This window comes from Rhodococcus sp. ARC_M5 (assembly GCF_022810405.1).
Classification (GTDB): Bacteria; Actinomycetota; Actinomycetes; order Mycobacteriales; family Mycobacteriaceae; genus Rhodococcoides; species Rhodococcoides navarretei.
In genome coordinates, this window is the sequence record NZ_JALGQE010000021.1 from 19642 (window position 1) to 36195 (window position 16554).

General features: G+C 64.5%; 19 protein-coding genes. 10 read left to right on the forward strand and 9 right to left on the reverse strand.

What is annotated here, in order from left to right; translation table 11 throughout:
- Positions 1–37: 37 nt before the first annotated feature.
- On the reverse strand, positions 38–1420 hold the full coding sequence (locus MTX34_RS22515) for an FAD-binding oxidoreductase (RefSeq protein WP_243610864.1): 1383 nt from the start codon (positions 1418–1420) through the stop codon (positions 38–40).
- A gap of 231 nt (positions 1421–1651) precedes the next feature.
- Between MTX34_RS22515 and MTX34_RS22520 the strand changes: the two genes are divergently transcribed.
- On the forward strand, positions 1652–1963 hold the full coding sequence (locus MTX34_RS22520) for a hypothetical protein (protein ID WP_243597068.1): 312 nt from the start codon (positions 1652–1654) through the stop codon (positions 1961–1963).
- Between the two features lie 7 nt (positions 1964–1970).
- On the opposite strand, the gene MTX34_RS22525 is transcribed toward MTX34_RS22520, so the two are convergent.
- Both MTX34_RS22525 and MTX34_RS22530 read right to left on the reverse strand, forming a co-directional pair.
- Positions 1971–2615, reverse strand: a complete 645-nt coding sequence (locus MTX34_RS22525) for a Type 1 glutamine amidotransferase-like domain-containing protein (protein WP_243610865.1) — start codon at positions 2613–2615, stop codon at positions 1971–1973.
- On the reverse strand, positions 2612–3061 hold the full coding sequence (locus MTX34_RS22530; RefSeq protein WP_374640308.1) for an HIT family protein: 450 nt from the start codon (positions 3059–3061) through the stop codon (positions 2612–2614). Before MTX34_RS22530 ends, MTX34_RS22525 begins: the two co-directional genes overlap by 4 nt.
- 245 nt (positions 3062–3306) lie before the next feature.
- Here MTX34_RS22530 and MTX34_RS22535 point away from each other — a divergent pair, with 245 nt between their 5' ends.
- The 3 genes from MTX34_RS22535 to MTX34_RS22545 are packed head-to-tail and all read left to right on the forward strand — an operon-like array spanning position 3307 to position 6169.
- Positions 3307–4425: a Re/Si-specific NAD(P)(+) transhydrogenase subunit alpha gene (locus tag MTX34_RS22535; protein ID WP_243610867.1), complete on the forward strand. Its 1119-nt coding sequence runs from the start codon at positions 3307–3309 to the stop codon at positions 4423–4425.
- Positions 4425–4748, forward strand: coding sequence for an NAD(P) transhydrogenase subunit alpha (locus tag MTX34_RS22540; RefSeq protein WP_243597072.1), 324 nt, complete (start codon positions 4425–4427; stop codon positions 4746–4748). Before MTX34_RS22535 ends, MTX34_RS22540 begins: the two co-directional genes overlap by 1 nt.
- Positions 4748–6169 carry an NAD(P)(+) transhydrogenase (Re/Si-specific) subunit beta gene (locus tag MTX34_RS22545; RefSeq protein WP_243610868.1) on the forward strand — a complete coding sequence of 474 codons (1422 nt, stop codon included), beginning with the start codon at positions 4748–4750 and terminating at the stop codon, positions 6167–6169. The genes MTX34_RS22540 and MTX34_RS22545 overlap by 1 nt, the downstream gene beginning before the upstream one ends.
- A 40-nt stretch (positions 6170–6209) precedes the next feature.
- On the opposite strand, the gene MTX34_RS22550 is transcribed toward MTX34_RS22545, so the two are convergent.
- The gene (locus tag MTX34_RS22550) at positions 6210–6926 is read right to left on the reverse strand and encodes a hypothetical protein (protein WP_243610869.1); all 717 of its coding nucleotides are present in this window, start codon (positions 6924–6926) and stop codon (positions 6210–6212) included.
- 591 nt (positions 6927–7517) lie between these two features.
- Here MTX34_RS22550 and MTX34_RS22555 point away from each other — a divergent pair.
- Together MTX34_RS22555 and MTX34_RS22560 are read left to right on the forward strand one after the other, a co-directional pair.
- Positions 7518–7844 carry a hypothetical protein gene (locus MTX34_RS22555; RefSeq protein WP_243610870.1) on the forward strand — a complete coding sequence of 109 codons (327 nt, stop codon included), beginning with the start codon at positions 7518–7520 and terminating at the stop codon, positions 7842–7844.
- A 112-nt stretch (positions 7845–7956) separates the two neighbouring features.
- A complete protein-coding gene (locus MTX34_RS22560; protein ID WP_243610871.1) occupies positions 7957–8982 on the forward strand; it encodes a phosphotransferase family protein in 1026 nt (341 codons plus the stop codon).
- 4 nt (positions 8983–8986) lie between these two features.
- On the opposite strand, the gene MTX34_RS22565 is transcribed toward MTX34_RS22560, so the two are convergent.
- Both MTX34_RS22565 and MTX34_RS22570 read right to left on the reverse strand, forming a co-directional pair.
- Positions 8987–9460: a thioesterase family protein gene (locus MTX34_RS22565; protein ID WP_243597077.1), complete on the reverse strand. Its 474-nt coding sequence runs from the start codon at positions 9458–9460 to the stop codon at positions 8987–8989.
- 10 nt (positions 9461–9470) lie between these two features.
- Positions 9471–10697 carry a benzoate/H(+) symporter BenE family transporter gene (locus MTX34_RS22570; protein ID WP_243610872.1) on the reverse strand — a complete coding sequence of 409 codons (1227 nt, stop codon included), beginning with the start codon at positions 10695–10697 and terminating at the stop codon, positions 9471–9473.
- A gap of 176 nt (positions 10698–10873) precedes the next feature.
- Between MTX34_RS22570 and MTX34_RS22575 the strand changes: the two genes are divergently transcribed.
- Positions 10874–11620 carry a GntR family transcriptional regulator gene (locus MTX34_RS22575; RefSeq protein ID WP_374640331.1) on the forward strand — a complete coding sequence of 249 codons (747 nt, stop codon included), beginning with the start codon at positions 10874–10876 and terminating at the stop codon, positions 11618–11620.
- 2 nt (positions 11621–11622) lie between these two features.
- Here MTX34_RS22575 and MTX34_RS22580 read toward each other — a convergent pair whose 3' ends face one another.
- The gene (locus tag MTX34_RS22580; RefSeq protein ID WP_243610874.1) at positions 11623–12087 is read right to left on the reverse strand and encodes a PTS glucose transporter subunit IIA; all 465 of its coding nucleotides are present in this window, start codon (positions 12085–12087) and stop codon (positions 11623–11625) included.
- The gene (locus MTX34_RS22585) at positions 12084–12314 is read right to left on the reverse strand and encodes a glucose PTS transporter subunit EIIB (protein WP_032378914.1); all 231 of its coding nucleotides are present in this window, start codon (positions 12312–12314) and stop codon (positions 12084–12086) included. Before MTX34_RS22585 ends, MTX34_RS22580 begins: the two co-directional genes overlap by 4 nt.
- Before the next feature lie 163 nt (positions 12315–12477).
- Between MTX34_RS22585 and MTX34_RS22590 the strand changes: the two genes are divergently transcribed.
- From MTX34_RS22590 to nagB, 3 genes are read left to right on the forward strand one after another with little or no spacing between them, the layout of a single operon-like run.
- Positions 12478–13725, forward strand: coding sequence for a PTS transporter subunit EIIC (locus tag MTX34_RS22590; RefSeq protein ID WP_243610875.1), 1248 nt, complete (start codon positions 12478–12480; stop codon positions 13723–13725).
- Positions 13722–14906 carry an N-acetylglucosamine-6-phosphate deacetylase gene (locus MTX34_RS22595; protein ID WP_243610876.1) on the forward strand — a complete coding sequence of 395 codons (1185 nt, stop codon included), beginning with the start codon at positions 13722–13724 and terminating at the stop codon, positions 14904–14906. Before MTX34_RS22590 ends, MTX34_RS22595 begins: the two co-directional genes overlap by 4 nt.
- The gene (gene nagB / locus MTX34_RS22600) at positions 14907–15719 is read left to right on the forward strand and encodes a glucosamine-6-phosphate deaminase (protein ID WP_243610877.1); all 813 of its coding nucleotides are present in this window, start codon (positions 14907–14909) and stop codon (positions 15717–15719) included. It abuts the gene before it with no gap.
- A gap of 1 nt (position 15720) precedes the next feature.
- Here nagB and MTX34_RS22605 read toward each other — a convergent pair whose 3' ends face one another.
- Positions 15721–16548: a shikimate 5-dehydrogenase gene (locus tag MTX34_RS22605; RefSeq protein WP_243610878.1), complete on the reverse strand. Its 828-nt coding sequence runs from the start codon at positions 16546–16548 to the stop codon at positions 15721–15723.
- Positions 16549–16554 lie beyond the last annotated feature (6 nt).

Here is a 16554-nt window from a genome sequence, read left to right on the forward strand (position 1 = left end):
ACGAAGTTCCGCGCACGTGCGGCGTCAGCCGCTCTGCTCACAGCACAGCACCGGGGTTGAGGATGCCCGCCGGATCGAGTGCGGTCTTGATGCGGCGGGTCAGCTCCATGACGTCCTCGCCGACCTGATCGGGCAGCCAGGTCTTCTTGAGACGACCGACACCGTGTTCGCCGGTGATGGTCCCGCCCAACGAAATTGCGAGATCCATGATTGCGCCGAAGGCGATGTTGGCGCGACGCGTCATGTCCACGTCCTCGGGGTCGAAGACAATCAGAGGGTGAGTGTTGCCGTCACCGGCGTGCGCGATGACGGCAACCAGTACGTCGTAGTTCGCGGACAGGTCGGCGATTCCGTCGACGAGGGCGGGGAGTGCGGGCAGTGGAACGCCGACGTCCTCGAGCAGCAGGCTGCCGAGTCGTTCGACCGCGGGAATGGCGAATCGCCTGGCGGCAGCGAAGGCCTCGCCCTCGTCGGGGTCGTCCGTGGTGAAGACATCCGAGGCACCGGCCTCGGTACATGCCGTCGCCATGATCTCGATTTCGCGCCCTCGGTCGGCGCCGGGGGAGTCGGACCGAGCGATGAGCATTGCCGCTGCCTCGCGATCGAGTCCCATGTTCATGGCGTCCTCGACGGCATTGATGGATGCGCGATCCATGAATTCGAGCATCGACGGCCGCAAGTTGCGGGTGATGGCGAGAATTGCCGCGGTTGCGTCGTGCACCGACGCGAACGAAGCGACCACCGTACTGGCGGGAGGTTGCGCCGGAATCAGCCGCAGTGTGATCTCGGTGATTATGCCCAGGGTGCCCTCGGATCCGACGAACAGCTTCGCAAGGGACAGGCCTGCAACATCTTTCAGGCGGGGTCCGCCGAGTCGGACGGCGGTGCCATCGGCCAGGACGACTTCGAGTCCGAGAACGTAATCGGTGGTGACGCCGTACTTCACGCAGCACAGTCCGCCCGCGTTGGTGGCCGCATTGCCTCCGATGGAGCACATCTCGAACGACGACGGATCCGGTGGGTACCAGAGACCGTGTTCCGCGACGGCCTTCTTGACCTCGGCGTTGAGCAGTCCGGGTTGTACGACGGCGATGCGGGTCACCGGATCTACGGTGATTTCTCGCATCAACTCCGTGGTGAGCACGATTCCGCCGTCCACGGCGGTGGCCCCACCGGACAAACCCGATCCCGCACCGCGTGGGACGACCGCCACGTTGTGCTCGGTGGCCCAGCGCATGACGGCTCGAACGTCCTCTGTGGACTGTGCGCGCACGACGGCCAGCGGGGTGCCTGCGTCGGGATCCTTGGCCCAGTCGCGTCGGTAGCCCTCGGTGATGTCCGGGTCGGTGAGCACCGCTCCGGGTGAAAGAAGTGATTCGAGCTGGCTCAGGCGGGCATCTGCATGGGTCGTTACCGACATCCGGGTCTCCTCACGTCGAAAATGTGACCGTCGCCACTCGAGTCTGTCACGACCTCGGGTGAGGCGCGGACGAGGGATCCCAGCGCACATTCGAGTCACATCAGTAACACCAGCCTCAGGCGTTACCAGATCGATGCGTCGTCGACACGCAAATTTGTAGTTCGTCGCGCTAGCGTCCAGCGCAGCGAACCTCGCACCCCATGCGGTGCGAGTCGACAAGGAGGCTGCACCATGATCGATCCCGGAAGTGACTCCTGGAACTACGTGGCCGCGATGTTCTCGTACGAATTTCTCGGGGGCGGAATCGAATACGACACCATCGAGCGCATCCACCGAGGCGAGATCGACGAGTGGGTGCAGGCGTTGACACAGTCCGGGTTGTTCGAGCGAGCGACCGTCGCGCAGATCGCCGACTCGTGGCGGCACGCCCCTCGTGAGCTGTTCGACATGCTCGTTCTCGACGCGGACGAGATGACCGCCCGGCGATGCGCGTTGGCGTGGTCCTCGCTCGATCGGCTCGCTCCACTTGCTCGCCTGGGGTGAACGAATTTCAACGGCCGAGAAATCGCGTTCCCGACTCATCGACGACGATGGCTTGATCGTCGGTCAACCCATGACAGGCGATACCGGCGCTGTGTAGGCGTTGCAGAGTCGCAGACCCCGAATCGTTCTCGTCGAGAATCGAATTCAGGTGAGGCACCATCGAGAACGTCACCAGATCCAGTCCGCTCCACACCGGATCGACGCCGGTGGCGGGCCGAACTTCGTCGGGGTCGTCCGCATCCTCGACTCCGGCCAGCGACGGCGCTGCCACGCACGCGCCGGCGCTGTAGCCGCCGTAGACGAGGGAGTCGTGTCGAATGCGCTCGGACAGAATCTCGTCCGCGCCGGAGCGAGCGAGCTGAGCGCGCAGGACGAAGGTGTTGCCCCCGCGAACCCAGACTGCACCGAAGCCGTCGAGTGCGCGCTCGAACGCGGCGGGTCGATTCACGTAGTGGCGCAGATCCAACTCCGCGGGCCGATACCCGAGGGCGCGCAGCGGTCCGAACTCACTTCTGAGCGAGGACTCCCGAGCGGCTGCCGGCCATGCGTCGGCCGCGTTCGCGATCACGGCGAGATCGGACGGCGGTCCGGTGAGTTCGACGAAAGCATCGGCGTGGCTGCCGAATCGATACGACGACAGGAACAGCTTCATGCCGTCGGGTCGCCGTCGAGCCGAGTCAACCCGACGCGAACGGCGTCGGCCACCTGTTCGGGCTCACGCAGGCGGCGCGTCACGAACCCGGCAGCGAACCGCAGCCGATCCCGATGCCAACGCGGCACGACGTGCAGATGCAGGTGGAAGACCGTCTGAAATGCCGCCTTGCCATCGTTGATCACGAGATTGGCCCCGTCGGCGCGCAGGTCCGAGTGGCGTACCGCACGCGCCAGCGTGTGCCCGACGCGAAAGACGTCGGCAGCCGCGTCCGGATGGGTCGCGTTCAGATCGGTGGCATGGTTACGCGGAACGACGAGAAGGTGTCCTCGGGTGACCGGCCGAATGTCGAGGAACGCGACTGCGTGGTCGTTCTCGAACACACGGTGTGCGGGCGCGTCGCCGGCGACTATGGCACAGAAGATGCAAGGTTCCACGACTGTCACTGTAGGGTCCGATCATCACCGATAGACCTGTATGACGTGCATCACAATTGCTCGTTCTGTGGCTGCGGAATGCCGAACGGACTCGATTCAGAACGAATCGGACTGTGTTCCGGGTTACCCGCGGTCTGTTTCCTCTGGCTACTATCAGGGACCTTGTGCCTTTGTCGCATGGGTTCGTCCATTCGTCGCACGTTCGAGGCCGTTGGCCGATAGATGGACACCATTCAACGCAGGAAGACGGAGATTTGGATACATCGCAGAGCGCAGAGAATAGTTCGGGATCCACGACTGTCGTCGGTGTGGTTCGGGAATCGGGGGAGGGCGAACGTCGCGTCGCCCTGGTGCCCAAGATCGTTGCATCCCTGACGGGCAAGGGCGTCGAGATCGTCGTCGAATCGGGTGCAGGACTGGGCGCTCTCATCCCCGACGAGCTGTACGTCGAGGCCGGCGCGACCATCGGTGACCCATGGTCGGCGGACGTCGTGGTCAAGGTCGCGCCGCCGTCCGACGCCGAGATCGCCAAGTTGACGTCGGGTTCGACGCTCATCGGATTCCTGGCACCGCGCAACGCGGAGAACAGCATCGGGGCGTTGAAGTCGGCCGGGGTACAGGCGTTCGCCGTCGAGGCGATCCCGCGTATCTCGCGCGCGCAGGTGATGGACGCACTGTCCTCTCAGGCCAACGTCGCCGGTTACAAGGCCGTGCTGTTGGCCGCGTCGGAGTCCACCCGGTTCTTCCCGATGCTCACCACCGCCGCGGGCACCGTCAAGCCCGCCACCGTCCTGGTACTGGGCGTCGGCGTGGCCGGGCTGCAGGCGCTCGCCACGGCGAAGCGTCTCGGCGGCCGTCCCACCGGGTACGACGTGCGTCCGGAGGTGGCCGACCAGGTTCGGTCCGTCGGCGCGCAATGGCTCGATCTGGGGATCGACGCCGCCGGTGAGGGTGGATACGCGCGCGAGCTGACCGAGGACGAGCGGGTGCAACAGCAGAAGGCTCTCGAAGAGGCCATCAAGGGCTTCGACGTGGTCATCACCACGGCACTGGTGCCCGGACGCCCCGCGCCGCGGCTGGTCACGGCCGCCGCCGTCGAGGGAATGAAACCCGGCAGCGTCGTCGTCGATCTCGCGGGTGAGACCGGCGGCAACTGTGAACTCACCGAGCCCGGCCAAACCGTCGTCAAGCACGACGTCACCATCTGCTCCCCGCTGAACCTGCCTGCCTCGATGCCCGAGCACGCCAGCGAGCTGTACTCGAAGAACATCTCGGCATTGCTCGAACTCATGCTGGTCGACGGCACGCTCGCTCCCGATTTCTCGGACGAGGTTCTCGCCGGTGCCTGCGTGACACGTGAGAAGGAGAACTGATGTATACCCCGCTGCTCGCGAACATCGCGATCCTGGTGTTGTCCGGGTTCGTCGGCTTCGCCGTGATTTCCAAGGTGCCCAACACCTTGCACACCCCGTTGATGTCGGGAACCAATGCCATTCACGGCATCGTCGTGCTGGGAGCACTGGTGGTGCTCGGCAAGGTGGAGGATCCCTCGATCGGCCTGCAGGTCATCCTGTTCGTCGCTCTCGTGTTCGGAACCGTCAATGTCATCGGTGGATTCGTGGTCACCGACCGCATGCTCGGCATGTTCAAGTCCAAGCCCGTTCCTGCCAAGGCGTCGAAGGGTGCTGACTCCTGATGGACAATCTCGTCAACATTCTCTATGTCGTCGCATTCGGCATGTTCATCTACGGCCTGATGGGTCTGACCGGCCCGAAGACTGCTGTGCGCGGCAACCAGATCGCTGCTGTCGGTATGTTCATCGCCGTCGTGGCGACGCTGATCTCCGTTCGGGACACCGAGAATTGGATACTGATCATCGTCGGTCTTGTCGTCGGCGTTGCGCTGGGAATCCCGCCCGCTCGTCGAGTCAAGATGACCGCGATGCCACAGTTGGTGGCTCTGTTCAACGGTGTCGGTGGTGGAACGGTCGCACTGATCGCCTGGGCCGAGTTCCTCGACACGTCGGGGTTCTCGAACTTCAAGCACGGTGAATCGCCGACGGTGCACATCGTCATCGGCTCGCTGTTCGCGGCGATCATCGGATCGATCTCCTTCTGGGGATCGCTGATCGCTTTCCTCAAGCTTCAGGAGACCCTGCCCGGCTCGCCCATCACCATCGGCAAGCTGCAGCAACCACTCAACGCCCTGCTGCTGATCGGCGCGGTCGCCGCTGCCGTGGTCATCGGCATCAACGCCACTCCGGGCGGCGGAGTGTCGCAGTGGTGGATCGTTGCGGTCCTCGTGTTGGCAGGCATTCTCGGTCTGACCGTGGTGCTGCCCATCGGTGGTGCAGACATGCCAGTGGTGATCTCACTGCTCAACGCTCTTACCGGACTGTCCGCTGCGGCTGCCGGTCTGGCGCTCAACAACACGGCAATGATCGTCGCAGGCATGATCGTCGGCGCGTCCGGCACGATCCTGACCAACCTCATGGCCAAGGCCATGAACCGTTCCATCCCGGCAATCGTCGCCGGTGGATTCGGCGGCGGCGACGCAGCCGCAGGCCCCGCGGGAGCGGCCGGGGGTACGGCGAAGGCCACCTCCGCGGCCGATGCGGCCATCCAGATGGCATACGCCAACCAGGTCATCGTCGTGCCCGGATACGGCCTCGCCGTTGCGCAGGCACAGCACGCGGTCAAGGACATGGCCAAGCTGCTCGAGGCGAAGGGCGTCGAGGTCAAGTACGCCATTCACCCCGTGGCCGGTCGCATGCCGGGGCACATGAACGTCTTGCTCGCCGAGGCCGACGTCGCGTACGACGCGATGAAGGAAATGGACGACATCAACGACGAGTTCTCGCGCACCGATGTCACGTTGGTCATCGGTGCGAACGACGTGACCAACCCGGCGGCGCGCAACGATCCGTCGAGCCCGATTCACGGGATGCCGATCCTGAACGTCGATCAGTCGAAGTCGGTCATCGTTCTCAAGCGGTCGATGTCCTCGGGCTTCGCAGGAATCGAGAATCCTCTGTTCTTCGCGGAGGGCACCTCGATGCTGTTCGGTGACGCGAAGAAGTCCGTGTCCGAGGTGACCGAGGAGCTCAAGGCTCTCTAGGTACGAGGACGATTCAGCACCCCTGGGGCGCTCCCGGTACTCACCGGGAGCGCCCCAGCTTGCGTTGGACCGCCAATGCCGCTGTATCGAGCGGGTTGCGGGCCTCACGGGCAGCGGCGTCGGGGGAATAGAGCATGACGATCGAGCATGCAGGCCACCACAGGAAGGCGATCGAGGCTGCGCCCACGATTCCGGTGATCGACGCGGAGCCGACGGTCAGGGCAGCCGCTGCCACCGCCAGCGTCGCGACAGTTCCCAGGCCGAGAACCACGGGCCGCCACGTAGTCGATGCCACCATGGACGCGGCTCCGAGGAGCGAGGCCGCGGCGGCGAGTTGGCCGCTCGGAAGGTCGGCGGGCTGCATCGTCGCTCCCATGGTCTGCCTGACAAGAGCAGTGGTCACCATGGCGCCGACGGTGCAGGCGATCACCACCCCGATTCCGAACGGAAGCTTGCGCATCACAGCCACGACGGCGAGAGCGGCGACGACCGTCAACACCGCGGTCACGTCGATCGCGTCGAGTACGCGGGCGGCCAGTGCCGTGGCCGGATTCGATTCCTCGGACAACACGGCCGGCACGTGCGGCGACGCCCACATCGGCCAGAGGAGCAGCAGGACCGCGAAGGCGCCGGACACAGCCAACCGCGTCATCACGGCTCGCCTGCGCGCCCGGGACGAGGTGTCGGACGGCGTTGCGGGGTAGCCGGCGTCCAGGGATCTTCGGATGGGTCCTGAGTCGAGGTTCGGTGGCGGCATGGGGCCACGGTGCCGGACCCAGCTGAGCACCGGATGTGAGTAGGTTGGGAACAGGCTGATGGTTTTCGAGGTAACGATTCCATCACGCGGAAGCATCGGCACGGAACCGCGGTGTCCGCGACCGGCTGCGCGACTCGTTACGCGCCCCGAGTTCGTGGAATGCGCCTAGAGCAGGCAATCTTACTGTTCAGGGCCGTCGGAACGGGTTTCTGGTCTTTTAATGGATCGACCGGCGCGGACCGGCGACGCCCGAATTCGGGCGACCTCGTATTACTCGATTGAGCGTCACGTGCCGTCTACCTGGGCTTATGTCGGGTGTTTGTCCCCGGTCACAGCTTTTCGTGAGGCGAACTATGACTTCGTTGCAAGTCGTTGATCGGATGGGTCCAAGTGTGTGACGATAGTCACAGAGTCCAACTCACCCTGGGCGAGACTGCTCCGAAGGGCGTAGTTTCAGCCGCATCGGAAAACCGTATTCCGTCGTTACAGTCAAATCGGTAACGATATGGACACGGGCTGTGGTACCCGTCACATCCTGCCGTAATCGGGTACTCGACAACTACGGACGCCGGAAACTCGAAGGAGAAGAACATGACCGCAATGTCTCAGGGACAGCTCGATATGGTCCGTGCGTTCTTTTGCAACGAGTTCCAAACGGACTCGCTCGATCGAACCACCATGCCCGAGCCTACGTCCGAAGCAGTCTCCGAGTGGATCGATGCTCTGGCAACAAGCGGGCTCTTCGCTCCTGCCGAGGTCCGCAACATCTCGTCGGTCTGGGCCGCCGAGCCGGAGACGATGATTTCACTGCTCGTCGGTGAAGTGGACGAAATCGCGGTCAAGCGCCACGCAGTCGCCACCCCGGCCGCGGCGATCGCAACTCCGGCGCTCGTGTCCGCTTTCGGCCGGGCCAGCTGACCCGTACCGGGCTCGGTGTCTCGGCACCGATGCGGGTGTCGCTTCGCTACTATCGGTCGACTCCGGCAACGGCCGTCGACAACGATGTCGCACAGCGAAGTGAGGGTTCTGTATGGGCGCAGTGGGACTGGACGAAAACGCAGTATCGACCTGGATCGCAGGATTGGGAATCGGCGCAACGTCGCCGCTGACCTTTCATCGGATCGGCAACGGTCAATCCAATCTCACCTACGCGGTCCGTGATGCCGGCGGCAGTACGTGGGTGCTCCGACGCCCACCGCTCGGGCAGCTCCTGGCGTCCGCACACGACGTTGTGCGCGAGCATCGAATTCTGTCCGGCCTACAGAACACAGCGGTGCCGGTTCCGAAGATGATCGCGATCACCGAGGATCCTTCGGTGTCCGAGGTCCCTGTGGTGCTGATGAGTTTCGTCGACGGGATCGTGGTCGACTCGGTGGCCACAGCCGAGCAACTCGATGTCGAGCATCGACGGAGGGTCGGACTGGGGCTCACCGTTGCGCTCGCCGATATCCACCGCGTGGATCTCGATTCGTCGGGACTGGCGGACCTGGCCAGTCACAAGCCTTACGCTGCGCGTCAACTCGCCCGGTGGACGAAGCAGTGGCAATCCTCGCGCACTCGCGACGTACCCGGTATCGATTCGCTTGCAACGCGATTGGCCGCCAACGTTCCTCAGCAGCAGGAAGTGACCCTGGTGCACGGAGATTTTCACCTCAGCAACGTGATCACGGACCGCGAGAGCGGTCGGGTAGCCGCAGTCGTCGACTGGGAGCTGTGCACACTCGGAGATCCGTTGGCGGATCTCGGTGGGCTACTGGCCTATTGGCCGCAGGCCGACGACGGGGTCGCGGGCCCGTTCATGGCGTCGACGCTGCCGGGCTTTCCCACTCGGGCCGAACTCGTCGAGTCGTACGCGCAGCACACCGGACGTGACGTTTCCGATGTCGGTTTCTGGCAGGTGCTGGCGCTGTGGAAGCTCTCCATCATCGCCGAAGGTGTCATGCGCCGGATGGAAGCGGACTCGCGAAACAGGGCCGTGGCGGGCGGGCCGACCACAACTCTCATCGACGACATCGTCACCAGGGCGCTGCACACAGCCGATGAGATCGGCCTGTAAGCGGTCAGCTCGTCGAGGTCCCGATCGTCAGAGTGCGTGCCGCGCTTTCGATCTCGGGCGGAATTGCGACAGGTCTGCGCGTGACTCCGTCGACGTAGACGTGCACGAATCGTCCCCGAGCCGCCAGCTCCAGCACATCGTCGCCGGCCTCCCGGAACAACCCGAGTGAATACACGATGCTGCGAGTACCCAACTTCTCGACGGCGAGTCCGACCTGAAGGCGGTCCGGAAAGCTCAACTCGGAGAGGTATCGGCACGACGTTTCGGCGACGACGCCTATCGCCGACAGGGTCCGGATGTCCAGTCCCGTCGTCTCCATCAACCATCCATTGACGGCTGTGTCGAAGTACGCATAGTAGGTGACGTTGTTGACGTGGCCGTAATGGTCGTTGTCGTCCCATCGAGTCGGCACCGGCCACAGCGCCGGAAAGTCCGATGCGAGCGACAACTCGGCAGTGGCGTTCACCTGATCCGTCATGGATGTGACCCTAGCCAGTAGCGTCCGAGACAGGCAGCGCCGGGGACTGCCGTCGCAGAATCGCCCGTACGGCGAGTCCGACGATCAATGCCCAGAACGCCGATCCGATCCCCACAAAGGTCAGTCCGGATGCAGCAACGAGGAACGTCAGGACGGTCGCTTCTCGGTCCGACGCGTGCTGCAGTGCGCCGAACAGCGACGCCGCGAGCGTTCCCAACAGTGCAAGCCCGGCAACGGTTTCCACCACTCCGGCAGGTGATGCGGCCACCAGAGTCGCCAGAGCCGTGGCCAGCAGTGCGAGCACCGAGAACGAGCATCCGGCGGAGAATGCCGCGACCCATCGTCGCTTCGGGTCCGGATGGGCGCTGGGGCTCGCCGAGAGTGCAGCGCTGATCGCGGCGAGATTGATCGTGTGCCCACCAGCGAATGCTCCCAGCACCGTTCCGCTTCCGGTGACGGTCATCGATGCACGCCACGGGATGCGGTAGCCGAACGACGCCATGACCGAAGTGCCCGGGATATTCTGTGACGCCATCGTGACGATGTACAACGGCACTGCGATGCCGACGGTCGCCTGCCACGTCCAGTGCGGAATCGTCCAGTCGATTCGGGGGACGAGATCGGACGCCGCGATGGAGGTGGCGCTGCCGATCACGTCGGCAGCGATGATCACAGCCGCCGCAGCGAACGCAGCGGGGACTGCCCAGCGTGTGCTGAATCGGAGCACCACGAGCCAGACGAGAACCACCGGCGCTACGTGTTCGGGGGAGCCGGCGAGGGCTACCACCGGTGCCGAGCAGAGGGGTAGCAGCACTCCGGCCAGCATTGCCTGCGCGAGTGGTACCGGGATTCTCGAGACAAGAGCGCCGAGCCGCGGCCACAGGCCGGTCAGGACGATCATGAGCCCGACGGTGACGAACGCACCCACTGCGGCAGGCCAACCGCCGACCACCACGCCGGTTCCGGCGAGCAACGCGGCACCCGGTGTCGACCAGGCAAGCGTGATGGGCTGTCGGTATCTGCGCGCAAGCCACATCATCCCGACGGCCTGCGTCAGACACAGTGCCGACAATCCCGAGGCTGCCTCGGCTGGACTGGCACCCACCGCGCGAAGGCCGGTGAGGACTACGGCGAACGAACTGGTGAAGCCGACCAGAGCGGCCACGATTCCGGCGCTGACGGGGGTCGAGAGACTTGTCGGTCGGTCGGCAGCGGCGGAATTGTCGGCAGAGGTCACGATCGACGATGATGCACGGTCGGCCGTCGCCTGTCGCGTCGTTTCCCACCGAGTCGGGTCGGCGCAACTGGTGGCGACCGGATGCTGTCGGTGCACCCAGGTGTGACGTAGTCTTTGGTTGGACCGGACCAGTCCGTACCGCTGGTCCGTCGAGTGACCGAAAGGCCGGCGCAGTGGTGATGCCCGTACATCTGAGGGACAGTCAGATCCCGAAACACGAACAGCTGCGCGCAATTCTGTTGCACCGCTGCACCAAGGAGCTCCAACCCGGCGATCTGATGCCGAGCGAGCGGAAGCTGATGGAGGATTACGGCGTCAGCCGCATCACCGTCAGGGAAGCAATCGGTCAACTCGTCAACGACGGACATCTGGTGCGCGTGCGCGGCAAGGGCACGTTCGTCGCCAGTCGCACGGTTCAGTCTCGCTTGCACCTGGCGTCGTTCTCGGAGGAGATGCGCGCGCAGGGATTGACGCCGACGACGGTGGTGCTTTTCGCGCGGCTCGAAAAGCCTTCTGCATCAACAATTCGCGCCCTCGGTCTGGTCGACGGGGAGCAGACTTACCACATCAAGAGGCTGCGGTTGGCCGACGCCGAGCCGGTCAGCGTCGACGACGGGTGGTACCGGGCCGGACTGCTTCCGGACCTGATCGACCACGATCTGAGCCAGTCGATCTACGAGGCTGTGCGCAATCACTACGGTCTGACGATCGATCGGGCCGAGCAGACCGTCAAAGCGACTGCAGCCGACAGTGATACGGCCACCCTGCTCGGTACCAAGCGCGGCGCTCCGGTGCTGTACTTCGACCGGGTCTCCTTCAGCGGCGGCGAGCCGCTCGAGCATGCCGAGAGCTGGTACCGCTGCGACCGGTATCAACTGTCGATGGAAGTCGAAGGCGGGCGACGCACCACGCCGCGTCGGTGAGGTCAGGGCAGCTCGAACAGCGGATCGCCCTTCACGACGTCGGTGCCGATGCTCGCACTCGTCACCGAATCCGGCTTCGAATCCATCAGGACCACGGGGACGACATCCGAGTAGCCTGCCGACGCGATCGCTGCGGGGTCATAGGTGACGACGAGGTCGCCGGCCTCGACTCGATCACCCTCTGCTGCAACGAGTTCGAAGCCCGAGCCCTTCATCTTCACGGTGTCGATACCGATGTGGACCAACACACCGGCCTTGTCGTCGGTGAAGACGACGAACGCGTGCGGATGAAGCTTGAGTATCTTGCCCGCGACCGGAGAACGGACCTCGACGGGACCGTCGCTCGCGGCCGGCTGCAGTGCGACACCGGCACCGACCATCTGCGCGGAAAACACTGGATCGGGGACGTCGGCGAGCGAGATCACCCGGCCGGCAACGGGACTGAGGATCAGGTTGCCGTCGTTCACAGAATGTCTTCGATATCTTCTGCGAGCGTGTCCGCTTCGGGGCCGACGATGACCTGAACGGCAGTGCCCTTGTGGAACACCCCGTGGGCGCCGGCCGCCTTGAGTGCTGCCTCGTCCACCAACGATCCGTCCTTCACCTCGGTGCGTAACCGAGTGATGCACGCTTCGATCTCGACGATGTTGTCGGCACCGCCGAGGCCCTTCACGATCGCGTCCGCCTTGGACATGTCCGGTTCTCGCTTTCTGTCGGCTGAATCACACGACCGGGTTGACATGTGCTTGCCACCTGGCCAAACTACAACTGGTAATGACCGGACAGTACCCCTGATGGTGCCCGGTCACAACAGCGGAAACCGCCCTCGAAGGACCAGCCTCGAAGAGAAGGTCGCCATGACCCCGAAGAAGACCGACTCGGTCGATACCGAGCCGAAGAAGGAATCCCGATCACTGGCCGGACTGCAGCGGTTCGGTCGCAGCCTCATGCTCCCGATCGCTGTTCTGCCCGCCGCCGGAATCCTGCTCCGTCTCGGTCAGGACGACCTGCTGGGTAGATTCAGCGCGCTGGAGACGGCCGCCGCGGTCATCTCTGCGGCAGGTCAGGAGGTATTCACCTGGCTTCCGCTCATCTTCGCAGTCGGTATCGCCATCGGCTGGGCCAAGAAGTCCGACGGGTCGACCGCACTCGCTGCTGTGGTCGGCTACATGGTCATGAACGGTGTGTTCACGGCAATGTCGCCGGTTGTGCTCGACGGGGAGGTCGATGCCAACGGTGATCCGGCTGTGATCGACTACGGGGTCCTGGCGGGCATCGTGATCGGACTGCTCTCGGCCATCCTCTGGCAACGGTTCTATCGCCAGAAGTTGCCCGACTACCTCGGCTTCTTCAGCGGCCGCCGGCTCGTGCCGATCATGACGGCGATCACGGGTCTCGTTGTCGCCGTGATCATGTCGTTCGTATACCCGCTCTTCTACAGTGCCCTCCAATGGGTCGGCAATACGGTCGCCGACCACAGCGTTGTGGGCAGCGGAATCTACGGTTTCGCCAACCGCATGCTCATTCCGACCGGACTGCACCACATTCTGAATTCCGTTGTCTGGTTCCTCGTCGGCGACTACCAGGATGCGAGCGGCCAGCTGGTGCGCGGCGACCTCAACCGGTTTTTCGCCGGCGACCCGTCTGCCGGAGTGTTCATGACCGGATTCTTCCCGATCATGATGTTCGCCCTTCCCGCTGCGGCATTTGCGATTTACCGCAACGCCAAGCCGTCGCAGAAGAAGATCGTCGGCGGAATCATGTTGTCCACCGGTCTGACTGCCTTCGTCACCGGGATCACCGAGCCGCTCGAGTACTCGTTCATGTTCGTCGCCTGGCCGCTCTACATCATTCACGCGGTCCTGACCGGAACGTCGATGGCGCTGACCAATGCCCTCGGAATCCACGACGGCTTCTTCTTCTCCGCCGGTGGCATCGACTACCTCCTGAACTACGGGATCGCCACCAAGGCGTGGTTGCTCATTCCCATCGGACTCGTGTACGCGGTGATCTACTACTTCCTGTTCAGCTTCGTCATCAAGAAGTGGAATCTTCGTACCCCCGGCCGTGAGGACGACGCAGTACTCGAGCCCGATCGGGCATGACCGCTCCGGCTACGACCACGCTGAGAGGGCGGGTCGTCACGCGCGACGAGGTGATCGAGGACGGCGTTCTCGCGTTGGCGGGAGACCGGATCGAGTGGGTCGGTCCGGTTTCGGCGTGGGTCGGTGACGCTGCACCACAGTCGAATGCGACGATCCTGCCCGGGCTGGTCGATCTGCACTGCCACGGCGGGGCAGGGGCATCGTTCCCGGATTCACCGGCCGCCGATCTCATGACGGCGGTGCGGCATCACCGCTCCGGAGGCACCACGACGATGCTCGCCTCGCTGGTGTCGGCACCGCCCGAACGGCTGATCGCGCAGACGTCGCTGTTGGCCGACCTGTACGAGTCCGGTGACATCGCCGGGATCCACATCGAGGGGCCGTTTCTGTCGGTCGCCCGCTGCGGCGCACAGGATCCGGCGTCGCTGCGCAGCGGGGATCCCGGACTGCTGCGCGACATTGTCGGCGCAGGCCGAGGAGCGGTGCGGTCGATGACCCTCGCACCCGAGGTCGACGGGTTCGCTGCCATCGCAGAGATGTTGCGAGAGAACGACATACTGCCGAGCATCGGGCACACGGACGCAGATGCACTCACCACCCGCCGCGGTATCCGGGCACTGGGGAGCGGGCCGATCACGGCCACGCACCTCTTCAACGGAATGCCGACCTGGCATCATCGATCACCAGGGCCGGTGAGCGAATGCTTGGCCGCCGCGGCCCGCGGCGGCATGGTGCTCGAATTGATCGGAGACGGAGTACATCTCGCCGACGAGACCGTGCGCGCCGTGTTCGATCTCGTCGGCGGCACACGGATCGCTCTGGTGTCCGACGCGATGGCCGCGGCCGGTATGTCGGACGGCCGCTACCGACTCGGACCACTGGACGTGACCGTCCACCACTCGGTCGCACGATTGTCTCGCGACACCGATCCCGAGACGGCACCGATCGCGGGTGGGACTGCGACCGTGCTGGATCTGGTGCGCCGGGCCGTGCAGGACGCCGGCGTGCCCCTGGTCGAGGCGGTGCGGGCCGCGTCGTCGACTCCGGCCACGACGATCGGCCTCGGCTCCGACGTCGGTTGCCTCGAACAGGGTATGAGAGCCGACGTGCTGGTGGTCGACGCAGCGTTCGAGCCGATACAGGTGATCAGAAGCGGAACTGCGATCAGGGAGGACAGTTAGATGGAGATAGTGATCCTCGATGGGGTCGACGCAGTGGACCGCACGGCCGCCGACATCGTCGAACGAGTGGTACGAGCCGATCCGGCCGCCAACCCGGGTCGTTCCGCCGGCTCCACTGCTGTCCTGGGCCTGGCAACCGGGTCCACCCCGGTGGGTACCTATCGCGAATTGGCGCGACGGCATCGGGAGGACGGCCTGTCGTTCGCGCGATGCCGAGCCTTCCTGCTCGACGAATACATCGGACTGTCGAAAACGGCGGAGCAGTCCTACTTTTCGTTCATTCGGCAGAACTTCGTCGACCACGTCGATCTGGACGACGCCGCGGTGTTCTCGCCCGACGGCGACGCAGACGACATCGCGGCCGAGGCGCAGCGGTACGACGCGGCGATAGCGGCCGCCGGCGGCATCGATGTGCAGATCCTCGGAATCGGCACCGACGGACACATCGGCTTCAACGAGCCCGGGTCGTCATTGAGATCGCGGACGCGGGTGAAGACGCTGACCGAACAGACTCGCGTCGACAATGCGCGCTTCTTCGACTCCCCGGAGGACGTGCCGCATCACGTACTGACGCAGGGGTTGGGCACCATCGACGAGGCGCGTCACCTCGTGTTGATCGCAACGGGGGAGTCGAAAGCGGACGCAGTGGCTGCCGCCGTCGAAGGACCGCTGACGGCGTTCTGCCCCGCGTCGACGATCCAATGGCACCCGCACGCGACGGTGCTGCTGGACGAGGCGGCGGCGTCGTCGCTCGCACTCGCGGAGTACTACCGGTACGCCTATGCCAACAAGCCCCGGTGGCAGCACCTGTGAGTCAGCGGCGCGAGAATTCCGATGCGCGCGTGATCTGCTCGTCCGACGGCCGCACTCCGGTGTAGAGGACGAACTGCTCTGCGGCCTGCAGGGCGATGACCTGAGCGCCCGTGATCACGGGCTTGTTCGCCGCTCGGGCGGCAACGATGAGCGGGGTCTCCGACGGCATGGCGACGACGTCGAACACGGCGCCGGCTGCATCGACCTGCTGTTCGGAGAACGGTGTGGAGTCGGCGTCGGGCCCACCGGCCATCCCCACCGGAGTCACGTTCACCAGCAGGTCTGCACCGACTGCGTCGGCCGACCAGTCGTATCCGTAGGACTCGGCGAGGGCCGGCCCGGTGATCGCGTTGCGGGCAACGACGGTGCCGCGGGTGAAGCCCGAATCACGAAGTGCGGCGACGACAGCCTTCGCCATGCCGCCGCTCCCGGTCACCGCAACCGACCAGTCCGTCGAAAAATCGCTCGCGGCGAGTAGGTTCGCGACAGCCTGGTAGTCGGTGTTGTAGGCATGCAGAACGCCGTGCTCGTTGACGATGGTGTTGACGGACTCGATCGCGCTCGCCGACTCGTGCATAACGTCGACCAGTTCGATCACATCCTCCTTGAACGGCATGGACACGGCGCAGCCTCGAATGCCCAGCGCGCGAACGCCTCCCACTGCGGCGGCAAGATCGGTGGTGGTGAACGCCTTGTAGACGAAGTTCAGATCCAACTCGTCGTAGAGGTAGTTGTGAAAGCGCGTTCCGATGTTGCTCGGTCGGCCGGACAGAGACATGCAGAGCTGAGTCTCACGGTCGAGGAAGCTGCGCGAGTGTGCCGTTGACATCGTTCT